23 protein-coding genes and 1 pseudogene are annotated in these 19,024 nt (G+C 55.7%); 18 read left to right on the top strand and 6 right to left on the bottom strand.

Going from position 1 to position 19,024, the window contains the following annotated elements; translation table 11 throughout:
* Positions 1-201 precede the first annotated feature (201 nt).
* The 9 genes from M1R55_RS17930 to M1R55_RS17890 all read left to right on the top strand — a co-directional run bounded on the left by M1R55_RS17930 (position 202) and on the right by M1R55_RS17890 (position 5,966).
* A complete protein-coding gene (locus M1R55_RS17930) occupies positions 202-831 on the top strand; it encodes a winged helix-turn-helix domain-containing protein (protein ID WP_249394298.1) in 630 nt (209 codons plus the stop codon).
* Between the two features lie 164 nt (positions 832-995).
* Positions 996-1,292, top strand: coding sequence for a hypothetical protein (locus M1R55_RS17925; protein ID WP_249394297.1), 297 nt, complete (start codon positions 996-998; stop codon positions 1,290-1,292).
* A 54-nt stretch (positions 1,293-1,346) separates the two neighbouring features.
* A complete protein-coding gene (locus M1R55_RS17920) occupies positions 1,347-2,324 on the top strand; it encodes a hypothetical protein (protein WP_249394296.1) in 978 nt (325 codons plus the stop codon).
* Positions 2,325-2,358: 34 nt separating this feature from the next.
* Complete coding sequence (locus tag M1R55_RS17915; RefSeq protein WP_249394295.1) at positions 2,359-2,613, top strand: hypothetical protein; 255 nt, start codon at positions 2,359-2,361, stop codon at positions 2,611-2,613.
* 7 nt (positions 2,614-2,620) lie between these two features.
* Positions 2,621-3,430: a class I SAM-dependent methyltransferase gene (locus M1R55_RS17910; protein WP_249394294.1), complete on the top strand. Its 810-nt coding sequence runs from the start codon at positions 2,621-2,623 to the stop codon at positions 3,428-3,430.
* The gene (locus M1R55_RS17905; protein WP_249394293.1) at positions 3,427-4,449 is read left to right on the top strand and encodes a hypothetical protein; all 1,023 of its coding nucleotides are present in this window, start codon (positions 3,427-3,429) and stop codon (positions 4,447-4,449) included. The genes M1R55_RS17910 and M1R55_RS17905 overlap by 4 nt, the downstream gene beginning before the upstream one ends.
* A gap of 16 nt (positions 4,450-4,465) precedes the next feature.
* On the top strand, positions 4,466-4,681 hold the full coding sequence (locus tag M1R55_RS17900; RefSeq protein WP_249394292.1) for a hypothetical protein: 216 nt from the start codon (positions 4,466-4,468) through the stop codon (positions 4,679-4,681).
* Positions 4,682-4,778: 97 nt separating this feature from the next.
* Positions 4,779-4,964, top strand: coding sequence for a hypothetical protein (locus tag M1R55_RS17895; RefSeq protein WP_249394291.1), 186 nt, complete (start codon positions 4,779-4,781; stop codon positions 4,962-4,964).
* 51 nt (positions 4,965-5,015) lie between these two features.
* A complete protein-coding gene (locus M1R55_RS17890) occupies positions 5,016-5,966 on the top strand; it encodes a sce7726 family protein (RefSeq protein ID WP_249394290.1) in 951 nt (316 codons plus the stop codon).
* A 117-nt stretch (positions 5,967-6,083) separates the two neighbouring features.
* On the opposite strand, the gene M1R55_RS17885 is transcribed toward M1R55_RS17890, so the two are convergent.
* Positions 6,084-6,791 carry a hypothetical protein gene (locus M1R55_RS17885; protein ID WP_249394289.1) on the bottom strand — a complete coding sequence of 236 codons (708 nt, stop codon included), beginning with the start codon at positions 6,789-6,791 and terminating at the stop codon, positions 6,084-6,086.
* Between the two features lie 86 nt (positions 6,792-6,877).
* Between M1R55_RS17885 and M1R55_RS17880 the strand changes: the two genes are divergently transcribed.
* The 3 genes from M1R55_RS17880 (at position 6,878) to M1R55_RS17870 (ending at position 8,418) form a co-directional block, all read left to right on the top strand.
* On the top strand, positions 6,878-7,075 hold the full coding sequence (locus M1R55_RS17880) for a hypothetical protein (protein WP_249394288.1): 198 nt from the start codon (positions 6,878-6,880) through the stop codon (positions 7,073-7,075).
* Positions 7,076-7,135: 60 nt separating this feature from the next.
* On the top strand, positions 7,136-7,573 hold the full coding sequence (locus tag M1R55_RS17875) for a hypothetical protein (protein WP_249394287.1): 438 nt from the start codon (positions 7,136-7,138) through the stop codon (positions 7,571-7,573).
* Between the two features lie 182 nt (positions 7,574-7,755).
* On the top strand, positions 7,756-8,418 hold the full coding sequence (locus tag M1R55_RS17870) for a hypothetical protein (RefSeq protein WP_249394286.1): 663 nt from the start codon (positions 7,756-7,758) through the stop codon (positions 8,416-8,418).
* 213 nt (positions 8,419-8,631) lie between these two features.
* Here M1R55_RS17870 and M1R55_RS17865 read toward each other — a convergent pair whose 3' ends face one another.
* The 5 genes from M1R55_RS17865 to M1R55_RS17850 all read right to left on the bottom strand — a co-directional run bounded on the left by M1R55_RS17865 (position 8,632) and on the right by M1R55_RS17850 (position 14,062).
* The gene (locus tag M1R55_RS17865) at positions 8,632-10,287 is read right to left on the bottom strand and encodes a GMC oxidoreductase (protein WP_249394285.1); all 1,656 of its coding nucleotides are present in this window, start codon (positions 10,285-10,287) and stop codon (positions 8,632-8,634) included.
* Between the two features lie 10 nt (positions 10,288-10,297).
* The gene (locus tag M1R55_RS32215; RefSeq protein ID WP_371827199.1) at positions 10,298-11,044 is read right to left on the bottom strand and encodes a 4'-phosphopantetheinyl transferase superfamily protein; all 747 of its coding nucleotides are present in this window, start codon (positions 11,042-11,044) and stop codon (positions 10,298-10,300) included.
* On the bottom strand, positions 11,041-12,159 hold the full coding sequence (locus M1R55_RS17860; protein WP_371827198.1) for a class I adenylate-forming enzyme family protein: 1,119 nt from the start codon (positions 12,157-12,159) through the stop codon (positions 11,041-11,043). Before M1R55_RS17860 ends, M1R55_RS32215 begins: the two co-directional genes overlap by 4 nt.
* A gap of 236 nt (positions 12,160-12,395) precedes the next feature.
* Positions 12,396-13,304, bottom strand: coding sequence for a glycosyltransferase family 2 protein (locus M1R55_RS17855; protein ID WP_249394283.1), 909 nt, complete (start codon positions 13,302-13,304; stop codon positions 12,396-12,398).
* On the bottom strand, positions 13,301-14,062 hold the full coding sequence (locus M1R55_RS17850) for an alpha/beta hydrolase (protein WP_249394282.1): 762 nt from the start codon (positions 14,060-14,062) through the stop codon (positions 13,301-13,303). The genes M1R55_RS17855 and M1R55_RS17850 overlap by 4 nt, the downstream gene beginning before the upstream one ends.
* A gap of 312 nt (positions 14,063-14,374) precedes the next feature.
* Between M1R55_RS17850 and ribA the strand changes: the two genes are divergently transcribed.
* From ribA to M1R55_RS17820, 6 genes and pseudogenes are all read left to right on the top strand, one after another.
* Complete coding sequence (ribA, locus tag M1R55_RS17845) at positions 14,375-15,001, top strand: GTP cyclohydrolase II (RefSeq protein WP_249394281.1); 627 nt, start codon at positions 14,375-14,377, stop codon at positions 14,999-15,001.
* A pseudogene (locus M1R55_RS17840) lies at positions 14,998-16,086 on the top strand (nucleotidyltransferase family protein). Before ribA ends, M1R55_RS17840 begins: the two are co-directional and overlap by 4 nt.
* On the top strand, positions 16,073-16,339 hold the full coding sequence (locus M1R55_RS17835) for a phosphopantetheine-binding protein (RefSeq protein WP_249394280.1): 267 nt from the start codon (positions 16,073-16,075) through the stop codon (positions 16,337-16,339). Before M1R55_RS17840 ends, M1R55_RS17835 begins: the two are co-directional and overlap by 14 nt.
* Positions 16,340-16,397: 58 nt before the next feature.
* Positions 16,398-17,396 (top strand): ATP-binding cassette domain-containing protein, encoded by a 999-nt coding sequence (locus M1R55_RS17830; RefSeq protein ID WP_249394279.1) that lies wholly within the window; start codon positions 16,398-16,400, stop codon positions 17,394-17,396.
* On the top strand, positions 17,393-18,226 hold the full coding sequence (locus tag M1R55_RS17825) for an ABC-2 family transporter protein (protein ID WP_249394278.1): 834 nt from the start codon (positions 17,393-17,395) through the stop codon (positions 18,224-18,226). Before M1R55_RS17830 ends, M1R55_RS17825 begins: the two co-directional genes overlap by 4 nt.
* Position 18,227: 1 nt before the next feature.
* Positions 18,228-19,019: an ABC transporter permease gene (locus M1R55_RS17820; RefSeq protein ID WP_249394277.1), complete on the top strand. Its 792-nt coding sequence runs from the start codon at positions 18,228-18,230 to the stop codon at positions 19,017-19,019.
* Positions 19,020-19,024: the final 5 nt, after the last annotated feature.

Below are 19,024 nucleotides of genomic sequence, written 5' to 3'. Positions count from 1 at the left end.
GTGGTGAGAAAGCCGCTCCCATTACTACAGGAGATGAGGAGTAGACCCCGAAACCGAGCTCAAGCTCTTGTCGTACCCCAGGGCAAGGGAGACCGCGTATCGGGCACGGCGCTGGGGTCTGTGGATTGAGCATGGCTTGACACGTACTTGAACTCCGAAAAAGAGACTGTATTTGGAGAAGGGGCAGGATAGGCTACGCGCATGACGTTATCGGTGGCCAGGATCGCGAATACGACCCAAGCGGCCCTGCTCCTGAATACACGTTATGCAGAGACCTTGGCCGTGCTGGCTCGCGGCGACGCCACCGCCACAGAGGTTGCTCGGCACTTGGGCAAACCCCTGTCGAGCATTCATGCTCAACTCGAGTTACTGCTGGACGCGGGAGTCATTTGCGTGGGTGCCACCCGATCTCGTGCTGGACGGCCAATGCGTGAGTACCAACTGCCCCTTCCTTGGCAAATTCCGTTTGCTGCAACGACGGCCATGACCTTGCGTGAACTCTTAGCAGGTCAACTGAAAGTCAACGTGGATTTACAAGTGAATGCCCTCGCCAATGCCTTGGAGGACGTCTACGAGAGTCCAGATTGGTTTGTCGAGGTCAGCGCGCTCAACGGGATAATTCAGCACTCTATCGAGCACGTGCGCCTGGGGAGCTTGCCTGCCCAAGCCATGATTGGCGCGTCGCTCTCGCTGCGCCTGACCGCTGAACAAGCCGGGAACTTGAAAGCCCGCTTAAACGCGTTGATCTCCGAGTTTCAAGACGCGCAGTCTGTTGAAGGGGCCGCTGGTCATTGGGGCCTGATGGTGCTACTGACCCCACCCGATTCGTAGCTCAGCCCCTGTGAGTTCAATCAACATCCCTGGACGAAGCTTGACCTCGTCTCAGTCATCACCGTGTGTACGTGGATCCCTCGAGTGTCGAGGACTGAGTTGTTCATTAAGTGGCAAGCAATTCGGCCTGTCCCTGTAATGAAAAAGAAACCGGAGGAAAGACGATGCGTGAAACCCAAGTCGCCCGCCAAGTTGTTTTCGCAGGGGGAAACTCCCATCAGAGAGCTGACGATCGCTTCGGAATTGAGGCCGCAGAGGTCAAGTTCACCTACGCGCCTGAAGAACCGGTCAAGGTCGTGCCCCTCGAAGCTTCGGAGGTCAAATTCTCTTACGCACCGGAACAGCCCATCACCAGCACAGAGCGTGCGGGCATCAAGGCGTCAGAGGTGAAGTTCTCCTACGCTCCAGAGCCCACCCCAATGACCCCGCCCGCCGTGGGCTGTCCCTGCGGCACGTTTTAAGCTAAGTCTTGAAGGGAGCAACTGTGTCATAACAGTTGCTCTCTTGAGGTCACCATGCCACACACAACAAAAGCTGCCGTCTTGAAACCGCTGGAGCAAATATTCCCGACTGAACCCACTTTTGTCACGGACAGTGAGGAGCTCCGCGAGTATTTATCCTCGTGCAATCTCAAAACCCAACTCGTCTCAAACAATTCCAAGATAGAAACTGCGCCAGAAAATTTGGAAAACGTCGTATACCTGTTTACGACATTTGACTATATTTCCTGGCCATTTTTAGAGAGATCATTTGGGAAGAGCCGTCTCCTCTTAATTCCTCTGGCTTCCTTCGATCCGTCTCTTCAGGCCGCGATCTATACCCTTGACACCATCGGTCATGCAGATTTCGCGTCCTCTACGCGGGAGAACGAAACCATCCTGAACTATCTCTCTCAAGTGACTCAACCCTTTCGCGTGAGCGGCGCTGGCTGTGAGCTCGTCTGTGAACTCAGTGAAAAAATTCGACTCATGAAACCGAAGACCGAAGCGGCTTTACTTCGCGGGGAATGGGAAGCACTTGGAATGTGGTTTGAAACGGCAATCCTACCGGATGAGGAAAACATCTTTCATCCAGGCCACATTGTCACTGGAACCTTTGAGGCGACAGGAGCAGCTGTGGCCAGACACATGCAGATGCCTCTCGTCCTCACCCCAACCCACCGTGATGCATGGGCGTTAATCACTCAACTCCACGAGGAACGCTTGTTTCCGCTTAAGGTCGAGATTGAAAGATCTCGCATTGTCGATGTGAAAACAGCCACTGGCGAGAGCATTCGAAAAGAGCTGGTTCAATTGACGAATGAACGATATGATCTGGCCCTCTTAGAAGTTGCGTTCAGCGGAAATTCTAAACTGTCGTCAGATACGCTGGATTGGAGGATTAATTCAGTGGTCAATGAAGGTGCACGCGGAATGCACATCGGCATCGGTGACGGCATTACCGGAGCACACATTGATCTTATCGCTCCAAACGCACTTATCGAAGATTTTTAATTAAAGTCTAGAACATTTCCACGGAGTTGAACCTATGGTCTCTGAGATATGTGGTCAAAACCTGTATCAATCAATGGTCGATTCAGACTGGGAGGCGGCAGATGCTGAGCACTTGTCGGAAGCCCTGCAAAATTTCCTTAGTTCATACCTCTCTTTAGTGTCTCAGATTCAGAATCAACAAAGCAGCAGTGTTCTTTTTGGTTTGAAGCTGGAAATCCTTCCGCTCGGTCAAATCAATATGGAACTCCAGTACGACAGTTTGCCAGCCGAACTCAAAGAATTAAACTAGGAGCGGTATGATTGCCAAGATCGTCTTATCGAATAATCTGATGGTTGAAGCGATAGGATTTAGAAATGAAGATATTCACTGTGAGATTGAGATGGCAGCGGGCGATGATTTTGAATCATTGCTCTACGAAAGTAGATACGCTTATGATACTGCAGCATATTTAGGGCCAGTATCACCCGTACAATCAAATGCGTTATCAATGTTGTTGAATCGAGGCATTCACACAATCCTAGATATCGGCAGCGGAAGTGGATATATAGCGGAATGGCTGATCAGCACTGGTTTTGATGTCACCGCGTGTGAAATCGATCTTGATGCAATTGAAATGTGCCGCAGGAGAGGGATCGAGAAAATTTATAGCGGCACTTTTCTTGATCTCAAATCCCAGCACGACGCTGCTATTCTCATGGGCGGCAGCATTAATACTGAGCGAACAGAAAATCTCCGCCAAGCGGTAGAGCTTTATATCATGACCATCAAAGATCTTGTTAAACACGATGGTTTTCTACTCACTGACCTTTCGTATTATCACATTCCTAGTATTTCTACAAACCAAGATTACAAGGTATCTAAGATTAGATTTGGTATCGCAGATCATTGGACAGACTATTCTTACCACATCTATCCACATCCAAATATTTTCGCTCAGATGATGACTGACTATGGCTTTGAGATTCTTGATCAATCTATCGTTGATCTTGGCTCAGACGCGATGTCGATTCAGACGAGGCATTACAGCCTCTGGCGTCGGTCAAGTCAACACCTTGACAGGATCTGCAGCCATGTCGAGGTTGAGCGGCCTACACTTTTGGAATGAGCCAATCATCCGCTGACGAGCCCATCACCGAGCTGATGTCGCTCGCCGCCGTGGAAGTCCTTGACGCCTTGAGCTTGTTGAGCGTCAGCATGGCAGCCACCACCCGCCATGCGGAAGCTGGACGTCTGCTCCAAACCATGGTGGGCTGCCGAATGGTGGAATTGCTTGAAATCTACGTCCGACGCGTGCTTGAACTCGTGTTCGAGCGCGACCCCGGCATGTGGTCGGCGAGTCCCAAAGAAAAAATTCTTCTCCGTGAAGCACTGACCATATCGCGAGAAGAGCTGATTGCTCGAGCCCGGGAAAGCGACGCACGCCGGATTGCGGGTCTCTTCGAAGACGCCCAGGAGATTTTGCCTCGCTACCTTCGAGCCAAACCGTTTACAGATGACCAACTGAGTCTCTTTATTGATCTGAAAGAGCAGCGAAATTTGTTTGTCCATAACAACGGACGCGTTGACCATGCATATCGGGCAAAATACCCTCAAACGCAGCTCGGGCAGCAGTTGGATTACGTCCTTCACATCATTCAGAGCAGCACAGCTGTCTTCGCGAGTGTGTGTTCGATCGATGCCCTCCTGCTCATTCAATATCCTGAGTTGGGCACGGATACTGGCTGGTTTCGACCCGTGATGCAGGAGCGAATGTCACATGCTTCTCAAGTCATGGCACCCTCGCAGGAAGAATCCGTGTTGGTGAATGACCTGCTTCCACAGGTGTTGACGTTCCCCTCACCGTTCACTATTCCAGCCCACCTCCTCCCAGAGAACATGGTGGCAGGTATGGGCACGTTTTGGATCGTTCAAGAGGAGAAGGCTGGGTGGGTGGGGCAGAGTGCGGATGGCCGGGTCGTCGGATGGTTTGAAGACCGGGCATCGACCTTCACTTGGCTCCTTCAGCCGGAATTACCGTGGCTGGATCGGACGGTCATTCGAGTTGAAGGCACGTGGACGTATGGTCAAGTGGGCCGCTTAGAAGTGCGTTGGCCCTCCCTGCTCTGGCCACAAGCAGTTCAGTAGGGCGGTGCAGGAGATCGTGGCCGCCAAAGCCATCTATCAGTGCAAAGAGGCCGTGGTGTTCACCAGCGGGCCAGGCTATACCAAATCGGCGATGGAGCTCGCCAAGGCCAACGGCGTGAAGCTCTGGCAGCCCACTGACCTGTTTCGGCTGCAGGCGCAGGCTGTGGCCCAACAAACGGCCCCACGGGAACTGCTGCCCGCCTCATGCATGGCTCCTGCCCACTGTGGCTGAGAAGCAAAGGAACCCTCGCAGAGCCGAATTCTGCCCTCCCATGCCAGACCTGACTGAAGGCCGACGCCCCCGCTGTGGCGTGTGGGAGAATCCTTCTATGACCTGGAAGCCTGTGACGATCGACAAACTGAAAGAAGGCGATACCATCAGACTGGAGGGCGGCGCGACCATTCGGATTCAGAAGGTGATCGGGAAGCGTGGATTTTCTGTCGAGGTCATCACCGAGGAGGGCCTCCCCGTCGAAATCCGCGACACAGAAACTCTCGTACGACTGGAAAAATAAGAAAAAGGGATTCGCCCAACGAACCCGAGGGGCCGTGCCATCCTCACGGGTATGGCCAAACTCAAGCGCACCAAACGAGAAGCCCTTCAAGCTCAGCGTGTCGCAGAAGCGCAGGCGGCGCAAGCCCAAGTGGCACGTGCCACACGAGAAGCACAGGCGCAAAGTGCGTTGGCCCAACGTCAACAACGGGTGGAGGATTCCCCGCTGCCTCAGTGGTACATCAAATACGCCCGGCCGGTGAAGTGGGGCGTCATCGAGGAACGCGAGGCCTCTCAGGTCTTAGATCAAGCGGCCGCAGCCCAAGCCTTCGCTCAAGCGCGTCACGAAGGCACACCAGAATCGCTCGGTCAAGGCAAATACCGCCTTCCATCAGGACTGGAATTCCGCATCTATCGCCCGCGCAACGTCCTCGAACGGGGCCTCGACGAAGAGCGAGCCGCGCGCAGTCTGACCGGCCGATTCCAGCACGGCTATGCCCTCCGGGAACTGGCCATCTGGGGGCCAACCGACGCCGCAGGGCAGGCCGCTCAGGGCCGAGCTGATCTCGTGGTGCTCTCCGGTGCAGAGACCCACGGATTTGAAATCAAGACCGCACAAGACACCCTGACTCAATTCGTTCGTCAGCAACCGATCTATGAACACCAATTTCATCGGTATGTCCTGGCAGTGACGGCCAACCACGTGCAACAGGCCTTGAAGCTCGCTCCCGCTCGTTGGGGCATCGCTCTCCTCGCGGGAGACCATGAATTCGTGGAGTTCCTGCGTGAACCTGGCCTCAATCCCAACCCTGCCTTTGACTCCGAAGTGCTGCTGTCCAACCTTTGGGTTGATGATTTGCACTGGATCACCACGCAGACTGGACGTTCACAATTTGGAACACGAACTCAATTGACCCGCTGCTTACAGAAGCGATTGCGCCCACCTGAACTGAATGCGTGGGCCTTGACCGCCCTGATCGGCCGCAGCAGTCTGGGAGGGCGCCTGCAATGCTGGGAATGCTGAAGAGGGCGAGGACAACCTCGCCAGAAGATCAACTTCCGCTTCAATACCCAATGAGAAAAGCCTGACCCCAAGGGCCTGACCAGAAGTTGTCATCGGACTGTTGCGGACTGAGCGGCGTCAACCGCGCTGCCGTTCCAGTTCGCGTCGGTAGGCCGCGTCGTCTCGGCGTTGGGCGCGGCGGGCTTTCTCCTGTGGTGTGGCCTTCAGCCGCTTCAACCCCGCCGTTGTGATGGTGGGCGCCGGAGTGGGTTTCAGACTCAACAGTTCACGGAAGGTCAGGCCGAGTACCTCCGCGAACGCCTCCCCGGCCAGCGCGATCTGCCGGCGTTCCTGGGGGGTCAGCGTGATCCAGCCCGCCACATCCGGGAGCCCAGGGACGTGCCCGCGCAGCGGCTCCAGGAGCGGGCGGGCGAGCTCACGTTCCCCTTTGGTCATCGCACCCCAATCAGACGCCAGTTGCAGGTCGGCAGCCTCATCCTCCTGATGGGCCACGCGCACCAGGGCCGCGCGATGCGGGTGCTGCTGGCAGTGGGGGCACAGCCGACTGCGCGGGAACTGCGGGCCAACCTGCGCCAGCAGTTGCTGAAAGGCTGGGCTGAGATCAAAGCGTGGCCTCTCGTGCCCACAGGGGGAGAGCACCTCAGTGGTCTCAGTGGTGGCGACCACCGCGCGGTAGGCGCGTGCGGTGAGCGTCAGGTCGCGGTGATGCCCGTCCGGCATTCCCCGGCCGAAGCGCACGTTCAGCACGGGGCCGTCCAAGATCTCCAGGATGTGCTCGTGCACCACGTGCACGCGGGAAAACTTGGCTGGGATCTTCTTGGTCATGGAACTCCCCCTACTGTCCAGAACTGCATTCGCAGATACCCGCGAGCGTTGCACCGCTGGTCTGGCCTCGCCCGTACACTGACGGTATGCAACGACAATTTACACTGCTTCTGGCTCTGACTGCTGGGGTGACCTCTTCCGCTGGCGCGCAAACTGTCAAAGCGCCAGGCGGCTTAACGTATACCCTGAAAGCCTGCACACGGCTCGACAACAGTCTGGTGCGCTGTACGTTCGCCTTGCAAAGTCAATATCAGAACAGGCCATTTTTGAATGCCGCAGACTGAACCGCCACCACGTCCACGGGCGTCGTCGTCCCCGGAGATCACGCGGAATCGTCGGGGAAGGTGCTTGATGGTATCGGTGCTGTGGAGGTGCCCAAAGGCAACATTGAAGTGCCGTACTCGATTTTCTTCAAGTTCCCCTTGAAAGTGAATGTCATCACGGTACTGACCATCAGCGCAAACTCAAGAGTCGTCTTCAAGGCTGTGCCCATTCAGAACGCGCCACAGGTCGTCTCAAGTTTGCCCGGCCAGACCCTGTGGCGCAAGAGTGTCCGCTGGCAGAACCGGGACTTTGTGGCGTCGGTGCCAGGATGCTACGCGGCTGGTGCCACGGCCACCTGCTACGTCCTGCTGTTCCCGAGCAACGCCAAAGGCACGGTTGACGGACAGGCGCTGTCCTATCCAGCCACAGCTCTCCAACTCCAAAATCAGCCAGTGACCAATGGACGGGCAACGGTGACGGTGGGCAACATCACCTTTCCAGATGTCCCGGTGCGTTGAACCCAGGCTCAATGAACTTTGCACGGGCGGACAGCTCCTGTCGGAGTCAGGCATCCGGGAGAACATGTTCTTGACCCGTTTTCTTGCCCACCCTCCTCCACACCGAAATGTTTCAGACCATGCCGCCCATCACAGACAGGTCACTTGACCCGCGTCACCCCCAGCCCCCTCATCCTGAAGACATGACCACCCTCAGCCCACCGCCCACCCAGCTCAACCCCCTGCACGCCGTCCGGCACGCCACCCAACAGGTCAGGCACTATTTCCTCAAACTCCGCTTCGACCACCCTGCCCTGAACACCACCCTCTCCCTGAACGGCCCGAACGTCATCGGCGTCCGCAGTCCGTTCGTCCCACACTGGAACACCACCCTGACCCACCACGGTGTCCACCCGGTGGCCCTCATTGAGGCTCAGGAGGCCAGCCATTCGCTGACCCAAGCGCTTGATCACCTCGTGGCCCATCACGTCATCACGCGCACCCAGCTCCAGCAGCTCGCCGAGCGCCGCTTTATCCAGGCCATGCTCCCACTCACCTGGCAGCACACCACCGCCACCCTGATCCCCAGCCCCACACCTCCACCCACCCCGCACACCCGCATCGTGCCCGCCTTACACGAGGTCAATCAGCTCGCTCAGCACCTCACGCCCGCCGCGCGCGCCTTGCAGCCCGAACACCAATTTCTCGCCGATCCCGCACATGTGGTGCCGGAAGCCGACGACCACCCCCACACCCTCGTTTACCGGGCGGCCTTGCGAGGCCTCTTCCTTCAGGACAAGGCCGCCCGCCTACTGCTGCGCTGGGATCAATTGACCCACATCATTTTGTGTAGTGGTTGCACCTGAAGACGCACAAAGCTTGGACAGGGCTGCTAATCGGATTTGAGGGCAATCCACCGGATCTGGGATTCCTTGTCCAGGTTTTGAGTCAGCAACGGGACACGAGATCTATGGAGTTGCGGGATGTCAGGCGAACGGAGCGCCGCCAGAGTCGCCGCAAATCACGCCATTTTCCTTAAAGTGTCCCTTGCTGAGATTAAGAATTAGAGTGACTTCAAACTAATAGGGTATCTCTGCATTATGGGGTAGCCTTGAAACAACGTCTTCGCTTGCTAACACAGCCAACGCTACGCTAGTCAAGGTCGGATTGCAGGCGGTCGCAGTTGAAATCACACCGTTGCCACCAACATATAGGTTGTCAAACCCCCACACCTTAGAGCGCGAGTCACACACCGAAGTTCCGTCGTTGATTGGGCCCATTCGTATCGTACCTTGGTAATGTAAGGACATGCCCACCGGCATTGCAGTTGGCACTCCACCGTCGACATACTTTCCTAGCAGTCCAGCTGCATGGTCCACATCTTGCTTGGCGCCTTCGATTGCTTTCAAGTCAAGGTCAGTCAACTTATAATGGATTGTAATTTTCGGCAAGCCGAGGAAATCTGTTTCGATCTCTGAGAATTGAAGGTAATTCTCGAAGCTTGGTTGCTTAGTGCAATACCAACTCAACCCCACGAGTTGGCGGCCTTGGGTGTCCACGGCGTCAACAAGGGACGATGCCTTGAGCATGACTTGTCCGTGGTAAGGATGTTTGTGAGCGTCAAATGGTATCCAGTAGACGCCGTAAAAGGGATCATTGTCGCTGACGCGTTCTCCAGGCGACGACTGATCGTCGATCTGCCTTGGTAAAGCGCCGCCAGCAACAACTCCGAACTCTTCCTTAAGAACGACTGTAGCTGTGACCATCGGGTGATCGTTAAGGTAGTGACCCAAAGCCGCAGGTCGAATTCCAGAGGCCCAGAGAAGCTGAGGAGTTCGTAACGCGTCGGCAGCGACAATCACGAGTCCTACAGGCACGATGTACCTACGCTTTGTCGGTCGATATTCCAAGACCGCGCCCGTCACTTTTCCATTGGTTGTTATAAGCTCACGACACACGGTCTCGCTTCGCAAGCTGAAGTTTGGGTGCTCTGCCGTGGCCAAGCGGCCTAGCACGGTCTCAGGGCCCGACCAGGCCCGGCGATCTTCGTCGACGAGTTCACAGGCAAGCGGCATAGGTTGGACTTCTTGCTCGGGCAGCAAATTTGGGTTATAAATCTCACCCAATTTCTTTAAAATGGCGAGCCCAACAGGATTGGCTAGGTAGGCGCGTGTTGTAACACTGAGCAAGGCCTCTGCTTTGGCTAAGGCCCGATTCCAGTCTTGCTGGGCAATAAACGACGCGCGTTCTCCAGAGCTGGGGCGCGGGCAAGCGCAGGTCCAATGAACACCCATACCTCCAACGTTGGTTGAGTGACTCGCTGCTGGAAAGCAATTCTTACTGGACGCTGAGTTGGAGGTGTTCGTCAGATACGTACCGGGAAAGCCGAGCAACGACGCGCGCGCTTCGTTCGTTGCTTCAAGTGCTTGGGGCGATGCTCGCTCCGCCCACTGCCGCAAGCGATAACGAAATTGCGATGAACCTTGCGAAAGGACTTGCAGCCGCACACGTTCGACATCGTCATACAAATTGCTCAGGTGAAGGCCAGGCGTCTTGGTAAGGGCTGGACCGGCATCAATCATCAGAACCGAAGCATTCGGCCTCGCTTCGGTAATTATTCTTGAATAGGTTGACCCTACCGGGCCACTGCCGATCACCAGCACGTCCACAGCGACATTTTCTTGCAGTTGATGACTGAAACTCGACGTTGAGAAGTTGCTACCTGATGACTTCAATGGAAACCTCTTAACAAACAGGTATAGGAAGTGGGCTCATCGTAGTACCTGCTGCACCAGCCGTGAATTTGGTTTGAAGCAAAGCCTCATAATGCTTTTGCTTTGGCACACACAGGTGCGCGACGTTTACGGATCCAACGGCAAGGGAGAGCAAAGGCCAGCAGTCATGCCCGTCTGGAGCACGGGCATATGCTGCCCCGCACCGCGATAGCGTGACTTCAATATCACGCGGATGACTGACCAAGCCGTATAACTTGAAGGCCGCTTCCTTCCCAGTCCAATACTGGTAGAACGTGCGCTCACGATCCTTGAGAGGCTCTTCCTCCCAAGCGGCGAGTTCTGAAGGCGTGAAGCAACGCGCAGCAGTTGCAGCAATGGTTCGACGTGCTCTCACAACTTCCACATCAACTCCGATGGGCCCAAGGGTACTCACGGCAATCAACAAACAGTCACCGCTGTGCGAAACCGATGTCCAGAGGGCAGGGTAACCGGCATGAGGCAGCTTGGGTGGGCCATGCGGGCGCTGGCACGTACCGCACACGCGTGTGACTTGGAGGTGCTGGGGGGACACCGCTACGTACTGTGCGACCACTCGACGGAATCCAGCTCGGGATGCGAGTACCGTTGCTCGGTGGCGTGGGTACTTCAGGCTGCTTGCATAAGCCCATTCCGCGCCATCAACAACTTCTTTAGCGTGGCTTGCTAGCGCACGGATCGATCCGTGCCAAACGGTTATGGGATGAGGGTCAACGCTCATGCCGTAGTGACAGCGCGATCAAGCTTACCGCTTGATTTACATGGCAAGACTGTTACGAATTCGACGTCATCGACCCACATCGCGCTCGGCAAGCGGTAACGCACGAAGCGTAACAACTCATCGGGTTGCACCTGCTGGCCTTCAACCAGCTCAATGAGTGCGCGTAACCGTATTCCATAACCCATGCCACGAGCCTGAATCAGACTCGCGCGCACTGCCGGATGTTCATTAAGGAGTTGCTCAATTTGCGTAGGCATAAACTTTATGCCACTCCGATTGATGATGTCGTCCGTTCGGCCTTCCACGAAAACCAACCCGCGTTCATCAACACGGCCATAGTCGTGCGTAGCCAGCCAGTCTGGTGACGCCCCTCTCTCGCCCACGTAACCTAGCATCATCGCGCTGCTATGAACCCACAATTCACCGGTTTCGGCGTCAGGTACGCGTAAGTGCACACCGGAAATGGGTTCTCCTACGCATGCACGTTCACGAGGATGCTTTCGTGATGACCAAGCTGTGAGTCGAGGGCCCGCCTCGGTCAGGCCGTAGGCATGAATGACTTCCGCATCCGGCAGAGCCGTCGCCAGACCTTCGATAGTCTCCAAAGATGCGCCCTCTCCGAGGAGCTGCACAAAGCGGAGCGACCTAAGCTGCGCCGCTTCTCGTTTAATGGTGGGCAGCAGTGCGTGCAGAACACTCGCGGTAGCGGTCAGGCAAGTAACGCCGCCGTTTAACACCGTTTGTACAAAGAAATGAGGGGTGAAGCGGCGAGGGGAGAAGCTGAGTCGGGCGCCGTGCGCGATAGCTAGCAGAATTTCACCCACAAACACTGATAGATAGGATGGTTCTCGCAACACCAGCATGTGGTCGTCTGTACCAATGTTTAAGTACTCTTGGATGCCTTGCAAATTAGCCAGAACGCCCGCCGCACTGTGCTGGGTAAACCGAGCGAGACCGGTCGTGCCGGAAGTGCAGGCCACCAATGCCGTGTTTTCGACCAGGTTGTGTGACACATGGTCGTTGCCGCGCAGCGCACACCAATTACCCGCTTTCACGTGCAAATGGATGCCGGCCCGTTTGAGTCGCTCCTCAATTGCCGACTCAGGCAAATCCATGTGTAGCAATGCGGGTATACAGCCCGAATGAAGTGTTGCCAGCGCCGCTAGGGTGAAGTCGAGTCGATCTGGTAGGCGAACGGCAATCGCGGTTCCTGCCTTTGGAGTGTCTAAGGTAGCGGCCGTAGGCCAACAGGCCAGATGAGAAGCCAATGTGCCGTAAGTCCAAGCGTCATTGAATGAACGCTCGGAGTGTTGCGATAGCGCCTTGTGGAGAAACCCCGACAAGGATGGAGTCATGGGCTCGTGGTGCGCGCTAAAGTTTGCGAGCGCAGGCCCAGAAAATGAACATCTTCGTGGTGAAGCGTAGGCCAAGGGCCTGGGTGTGGAGCAGCACGCTCCACGTCTTGCATCGGTACTTCTCCGAAGAGGAATCGCGCGAACACGTCGAGAACCGGCGCACGATGTTTTTGCTGAAAATACAGCATGCTTTCACGCATGTGCTGCTGATAGAAGTTGGGTTCCCTTGAGTGGGCAATGTGGTAATTCACCGCTTGCGAAGCGACTCGAAAGGGGCAGCCAGTTGCGTGCAGGCGGTACCCTAACTCGAAGTGCTCAACTCCCCATGATGTAAAGGCTTCGTCGAACCCACCGATGTCCGCCAAACGTGAACGCTCGACGGAAACATTGCCCGTGAGAAAGGCAGCCCACGGTATCCCAGTACGGGATTCTCCGTCCTCGTCAAAGAGCATTGTGCGGACAAGTCGGGGGTAAATTGGTTCGCGTGCTTTTCCACGTACTCTGTTAAAGTCGTTGAGCAAGGCGTAGCTATGCTGGTCAGGCTGACTGAAATAGAATTCAAGGTGTCGGCCCACTACGGCACCAGTGCCTGTTAGGTGTGGCGTGAGGTCGCTGAGCGCAGGGTGCCGGTCAGCGTCGTTGAACAGCACGCGCACGCCCCGGGCAGTCCGCCACCCGGCGTTGCGGGCGGCCGCGCGTCCCAAGCCTGGGAGTTCAAGCACCGTGAGTTTGATGCGCTGTTCGAACGCAGCGGCGACATGCTTTGCAGGAAGTGCAGACCCGTCGTCGACGACGATAACCTCGCTCGCTTGGGGGAGACTGCGCGCTAACCATTCAAGCGTGATCTGGAGTGGAAAAGGTTGATCCCTAACGGGTAGTACAACACTTAGCGCTAGTTCACTCATATAAGGTCTCCTGCGAAGCGTAATGATTGGAAGAATTGCAGCATCGCTGTGCTGACAGCGCTAAGGCAGTCGGGGTGTCGGAAACTGAGTCCGCCTCCACGAATATCAGCGATACGAAGCGCGCACGAAGCCAGCAGGTGCACATCGTATGAGGGCGACTCGCCATCTGTCACCACAAGCGTCGGCGGAAGTCCCAGGTAACTCAGCGGATCAGGCACGCCGAAGAGAAAAGCGGGATTGAACAATTCGCCAAGCGTGTGGTCTGGCAGCACACCCAAGCGCTGGAGGGCAGATCGCACATAGGCGAGGTCGTTCTCGCGTTCGGCGAATTTCAGCAGCTCGCGAACGCTTTGGGTTCGCGCTGCAAGGTCGAGCAGGCGCGGCGGAACATGCAGGCTTGGCGAAAGTAGGACGAGCGCTTGCGCGTTAATGAGCGAGGCTACCGAAGCTGCAGTGACCGCTGCGACTCCTGACGCTACGACGATGGTTGCTTTTGAGCCTGAGCGTTGTTGGAGCCACTGCTGTACGTGTTGGACGTCCGCGACAAAATCAGACATTGTCACATTTGCTGATGAGCCAGTACTTTCCCCATGCCCGCGATGGTCGAACAACACTGCCTCCACGGACAAGGCTTGCGCTAGGTCTCGGGCGAGTTTGACATGTGCATAATCGCGCTCGTCCTTCCAACTTGTCCAGGGATGAAGAAACAGCACATATGCTTCCGGTTCGTCTGCGCTACGGAAGGTGGCAGCGGCCAACCAATCGAGTTGGCTTGAGATCCAATGCTGCTCAACGTTAATGGCGCGTCTGCTAAGGCTCGTCACACTTCCCTTGTCGTACTCAACAGTGAAAGGAGAGACTGCCCCCAACCTGCTCGCAAAGGCGCACCAACAATAATAGATTTCATTTGCTCATTAGTGTATTGGTGCCGCATAGCCGCTTCGCCCGCAAATTCGAACAGCAGCCCTTTTAAAAAACCTTAATAAATCTATGAGCGGCTCACTTTGGTCCTCATAGTGCAGATATTAGCCAACGCCCTCCAGTACCTCCCTATACACTTCAATAGCCCTATGACACAATTCGCATACCGCGCTGCCCGAGCGCAACTTCCGTCGCAGTTTGGTGATTTCCGTATTGAAGTTATCGAGGCTCAAGATGAACAGCTGGTGGTGCTAACCTGCGGTACACCTGGAGAGGAAAACGTCTTGGTTCGTTTGCACTCTGAGTGCCTAACGGGTGACGTGTTCGGCTCGCTTCGATGTGACTGCCGCGACCAGCTGCTCGCATCAATGCAAGCCATCAAAGAGGCCGGTCATGGCTACGTGTTTTACCTTCGACAAGAAGGTCGAGGAATCGGGCTGTACCACAAAATCCTTGCCTACGCGTTGCAGGAGGAAGGCTTGGACACGGTGCAAGCCAATCAACAACTTGGGTTACCCGTTGATGCAAGAAGTTATGAGCTTGCGACACGCGTCTTGAAGAATTTTGGGGTGCGCTCAATCAGACTACTCACCAACAATCCAGACAAGATCGCCGCGTGCGAAGCAGCTGGTTTAGCAGTTACTGAACGGATTTCTATTGAAGGTGTGGAGAATCCGTTCAATCGCTCGTACCTCACCACCAAGCGGGACTTGCTCGGCCATACGCTCCGAAACGTGACCGGCAAAGATGACTTGGTTACGGTGGAAAACGAATGACCCGATTAAGGGACGAATACCGCTTAGTGTTGCTGTGCAGCCGCGTTACGTTGACAACCGCAGAGCACGACGCGCTCTCCACCATTGTGAGAGGTAAGTTGGATTGGGGAGTGGTGATTGCCTGTGCGACCTTCAATAAAGTGTTGCCACTTGTCGCTCACCATCTCACACACTTCCAAGTGGCCGAAGTGCCCGGTGTCATTCGTCGGCTCCTGCGCTTCACTCTGCTCGGAAACGCGGCGCGCAACCAAGCGCTATTTCAAGAATGGCGTTCAGTGGTGCATGTGCTCGAAAGCGCACAGATACCATTCAGTCCCTTGAAAGACGCCTACCTCACGCCGTGCATTTACCGCGACTATGCACTCTGACCCGCGACCGACCTTGACGTGCTCGTGCGCGCTGAAGACTTGTCACGTGCGATTGAGGCGGCACGCAGCATCGGCTATGAAATGGGGCAGTTCGACGACCGCCATGGCACCGTCCAACCAGTAACGCGTACAGAAGACATTATGTACAAGCGCTTTCGAGGAAATGCACATCCCCTAGTTCGCGTGATAGAAGACCCCTACTTGGAATTCGCAAACCTTGACTTTGCGTTCGACGTCGACCCCGTGCACCGAAATATAAACGCAGCCGAAATGATGCTACGAGAGACGCATCACATTCGGTTGGGCGACTTCGACGCGCCGATGCTTTCAAGCGCAGACACCTTGATCCATATCTGCGCACATTTATACAAGGAAGCCTGCGCCGACGCGTCCGATGAAGTGTATTCTCGGCTCAACCTAGTGAAGTTTTGCGACGTTCGTGAACTGCTACTGACAGAGTTCGCTTCTGACTCGGGTCAAGCGTGGCCGCAAGCTGTGGCACGAGCAAGCCAACTGCAATTGACGCACGCCCTCCGCTACGCCTTGCAGGGGGTTGTGGAGTTGTATTGCGACGAAATACTGCATCAGCGTCTCATCAAACTCGAAGCGACCGTTCATAACGGAAAACCACCCCGAGCAGGCAGCGAAGAGTTCTACGCTTTCTTGTTTCCCACAGGCCAGACTCAACCAAAGGAGAACACCAATGATTACGCCTGAACAACGCGCCCAGCTTGTCACGATCATCGACCGCGTCACCCAACGTACGCAAAGCATTCATGATGACAGTCTGCTGCAAGATGACCTCGGGCTCACCTCGTTGAATTTTATTGAGCTAATTGTTGAGATTGAGCAAGACTTCAATGTGACGGTGCCCGACGAAATGCTGACCGCAGATGCTATTCGATCCTTCGGCGACCTGCTCAATCTCATCTCGCGCAACGACACAATCGCCGATTTTACGAAGGCCTAGTTCATATGTCACCTGAACAAGATGACCGCGCCGCAGTTGTGTTGACGAAAGGGTTGTTATGAGCGACTGGTTGATCGAGACGCACAACCTCACTAAAACATACCCGGTGCGTGGAAATAGCGGTCTGACTAGCCTATTCCGTCGTACTCCCCGCCCTGTGCAGGATCACACAGTCGCGTTGAACTTGCTCAACTTACAGCTCCAGCAAGGCGAGATCCTCGGCCTGATCGGCGCGAACGGAGCTGGAAAATCGACGACCATCAAATTGGTTACCGGCATCTTGCGGCCCACCGCAGGTACGGTGCGCGTATTCGGCAAGGATCCCACTCGGGAGCGAAGCCGGAACGCGTATCGCTTCGGCATAGTTATGGGGCAACGCAGCCAGTTGTTCTGGGATTTGCCTGCCATCGAATCGCTCGAACTGTACCGCCGGATGTACGGCGTGCAACCTCATCAATATACCAGAATGCTGCGCACGCTATCGGACTTACTGGATCTACAGGAGTTTCTGGATCGCCCAGTTCGTCAGCTAAGCTTGGGCCAACGCATGCGCTGTGAACTTGCCGTCGCACTACTTCACGAACCGGAGGTTCTCTTCCTCGACGAACCAACCATTGGAATTGATGTGCTCGCTAAGCGCAAAATCATTGACTTTGTTCGTCAAATCAATGAAGCCTGGGGCGTCACCGTGTTGCTGACCACGCACAACTTGGCAGACATGGAGCGCATTGCACAACGCGTACTCATCCTTGACCGCGGCACGCCCACGTTCGACGGCACGCTTGCTCGTTTACGGCGGTTGGATGCACGACAGCACGTTGAGGTCGAGCTTCGCGAGCCGCTTGAGATGCTGTACGTGCGCGGAGCGCGTGTCGTCGCGTTGTCGCCTACCCGATTTGCACTCCACACAGCCAGTAGCGACGTCGTTCTTGCCGACTTGATTGCGCAAGTCGCAGTGAACTACTCGGTGGCGGATATCTCCATTGTAAGACCGGACATTGACGAACTCATTAGCCGCATTTACGCCGGTGAGGTAGTGGAGCCGACACCAGCATGACCGCGCACCCCTTAATTGCACCCGGTCGGGCATGGATATCTGCTTTTGTTTACTTGGTGCGTATTGCCTGGCGGATGCGGCTCGCCTATCGTGGAAAAGTTCTGCTGGAGATGATTCAGCCAATCCTGACCTTGTATGCTTTTGTGTACGTGTGGCGCGCTGTGAAGGCAGCAGGTGCCGCGCCAGATGTGAATCTCGAAAGCCTTGTAACGTACTCTCTCGTCACCGCTGTGCTCGGTCTGTGCATTTCGAGTGACGTCATCTCGCGTTTGATTGAACGTGATATAGCGTCCGGCGATATTGGACAGCGCCTCATCCGCCCTCTGTCGTTTGCCGCGTCCAGTGTGGCGACCTCGCTGGGCACATCACTTGCTTCGTTCGTGCTGCGCGCCGTCCCATTGCTCGCCGTCACACCGGTATTCATCGATCGGGTTGCACTGCCTCGTGACCCAAAGGTGTGGGGGATGTTTGCGCTGTTGCTGGTGGTGGCGATCATCGTCGCCTTGCTACTCGACTTGATCGTGGGCTATCTCTGCTTTTGGGTGTTCCAAGGACGGCACGTTCGGTACTTCTTTGAAGCCATCTTCACGGTATTCAGCGGGCAATTCGTGCCGCTGGTTCTGCTGCCTGACTGGATGCGTACGGTTTCACTGTTCACGCCCACTCGCTTGGTCTTCAACGATCCAGTCGCGGTGCTCACCGGCCTGATTTCACCTCAAGACTACTTGGGCCTCCTGGTGCGTGCCGGAGTTTGGTTGGTGTCGTTGGTCATGCTAACGATGACCCTACACCGTGCCGCAGTACGCCGCGTGTTTATGCAGGGAGGCTGACGTGCGTCCCGTCACAACACTATTGTCATTGATGAGCATGAGCGTTCGCGCCCGCAGGCAATACAAGGTGACGTTCACGCTGTCCGTGATGTCCACACTGCTAATGTTTGCCGCAGAGTTCTCCTTGGTGTACTTCCTTGGACAGAAGGTTGGCGCGATTCACGGCTGGACGCCGGCACAGCTGACGGTTTTGTACGTGGGCACCCTGCTGGCTTCCGCCCTTGAGGTCGTCTTCGTGTCCAATCTCCGAAATTTCGACCGCGAGCTCGTGGACGGCGGCCTTGACCTCAAGCTGCTTAAGCCGATGCATCCGTTGCTGCAATTGATCGGGCAAATCTCTGTAGATGCTATCGCGATGCCATTGTTCTGCATCGCGGCGCTGGCGTTCACATTGCACGAAACCCTAGAACTGTGGACGTGGGTGAACGTCGCAATCTTCCTCACCGGCATTCTTGGAGGAGCGTTGATTTTCAGTAGCTTCACGGTGCTCTCGGCAGCATTCGCGTTTTGGACTTTCGATTCAAACAGCATTTACGAGATCACTCGAAAAGGCACACGCCAACTGTTGTGGTATCCCTTGGATATTTACGGCGTTGCCGTTCGAACTGTGCTCTTCACCGTCCTTCCCGTCGCCTTTGTCGCCTACGTTCCCGTGCAGTTCATCGTCGGTCGTTCAACTGAGCTGCCTTGGTGGATGGCATTGAGCGGCCCGTGCATTGGCCTAGTTTCCCTAAGTATATCGCTGCTCGTTTGGCACGCTGGCCTGCGGCGGTATCAAGGTACCGGGTCGTAAAAGGA

The sequence above is a fragment of the Deinococcus sp. QL22 genome (assembly GCF_023370075.1).
In the GTDB taxonomy this organism is placed as follows: Bacteria; Deinococcota; Deinococci; order Deinococcales; family Deinococcaceae; genus Deinococcus.
Note: the sequence above shows the minus strand (reverse complement) of the source record. Positions and strands in the feature narration are given on the sequence as shown.

What these genes read in the sequence shown, in the direction of transcription:
- M1R55_RS17930 (WP_249394298.1), top strand. Translation starts at nt 202, where the DNA reads ATGACGTTATCGGTGGCCAGGATCGCGAATACGACCCAAGCGGCCCTG.
- M1R55_RS17925 (WP_249394297.1), top strand. Translation starts at nt 996, where the DNA reads ATGCGTGAAACCCAAGTCGCCCGCCAAGTTGTTTTCGCAGGGGGAAAC.
- M1R55_RS17920 (WP_249394296.1), top strand. Translation starts at nt 1,347, where the DNA reads ATGCCACACACAACAAAAGCTGCCGTCTTGAAACCGCTGGAGCAAATA.
- M1R55_RS17915 (WP_249394295.1), top strand. Translation starts at nt 2,359, where the DNA reads ATGGTCTCTGAGATATGTGGTCAAAACCTGTATCAATCAATGGTCGAT.
- M1R55_RS17910 (WP_249394294.1), top strand. Translation starts at nt 2,621, where the DNA reads ATGATTGCCAAGATCGTCTTATCGAATAATCTGATGGTTGAAGCGATA.
- M1R55_RS17905 (WP_249394293.1), top strand. Translation starts at nt 3,427, where the DNA reads ATGAGCCAATCATCCGCTGACGAGCCCATCACCGAGCTGATGTCGCTC.
- M1R55_RS17895 (WP_249394291.1), top strand. Translation starts at nt 4,779, where the DNA reads ATGACCTGGAAGCCTGTGACGATCGACAAACTGAAAGAAGGCGATACC.
- M1R55_RS17890 (WP_249394290.1), top strand. Translation starts at nt 5,016, where the DNA reads ATGGCCAAACTCAAGCGCACCAAACGAGAAGCCCTTCAAGCTCAGCGT.
- M1R55_RS17885 (WP_249394289.1), bottom strand. Translation starts at nt 6,791, where the DNA reads ATGACCAAGAAGATCCCAGCCAAGTTTTCCCGCGTGCACGTGGTGCAC.
- M1R55_RS17880 (WP_249394288.1), top strand. Translation starts at nt 6,878, where the DNA reads ATGCAACGACAATTTACACTGCTTCTGGCTCTGACTGCTGGGGTGACC.
- M1R55_RS17870 (WP_249394286.1), top strand. Translation starts at nt 7,756, where the DNA reads ATGACCACCCTCAGCCCACCGCCCACCCAGCTCAACCCCCTGCACGCC.
- M1R55_RS32215 (WP_371827199.1), bottom strand. Translation starts at nt 11,044, where the DNA reads ATGAGCGTTGACCCTCATCCCATAACCGTTTGGCACGGATCGATCCGT.
- M1R55_RS17860 (WP_371827198.1), bottom strand. Translation starts at nt 12,159, where the DNA reads ATGGATTTGCCTGAGTCGGCAATTGAGGAGCGACTCAAACGGGCCGGC.
- M1R55_RS17855 (WP_249394283.1), bottom strand. Translation starts at nt 13,304, where the DNA reads ATGAGTGAACTAGCGCTAAGTGTTGTACTACCCGTTAGGGATCAACCT.
- ribA (WP_249394281.1), top strand. Translation starts at nt 14,375, where the DNA reads ATGACACAATTCGCATACCGCGCTGCCCGAGCGCAACTTCCGTCGCAG.
- M1R55_RS17835 (WP_249394280.1), top strand. Translation starts at nt 16,073, where the DNA reads ATGATTACGCCTGAACAACGCGCCCAGCTTGTCACGATCATCGACCGC.
- M1R55_RS17830 (WP_249394279.1), top strand. Translation starts at nt 16,398, where the DNA reads ATGAGCGACTGGTTGATCGAGACGCACAACCTCACTAAAACATACCCG.
- M1R55_RS17825 (WP_249394278.1), top strand. Translation starts at nt 17,393, where the DNA reads ATGACCGCGCACCCCTTAATTGCACCCGGTCGGGCATGGATATCTGCT.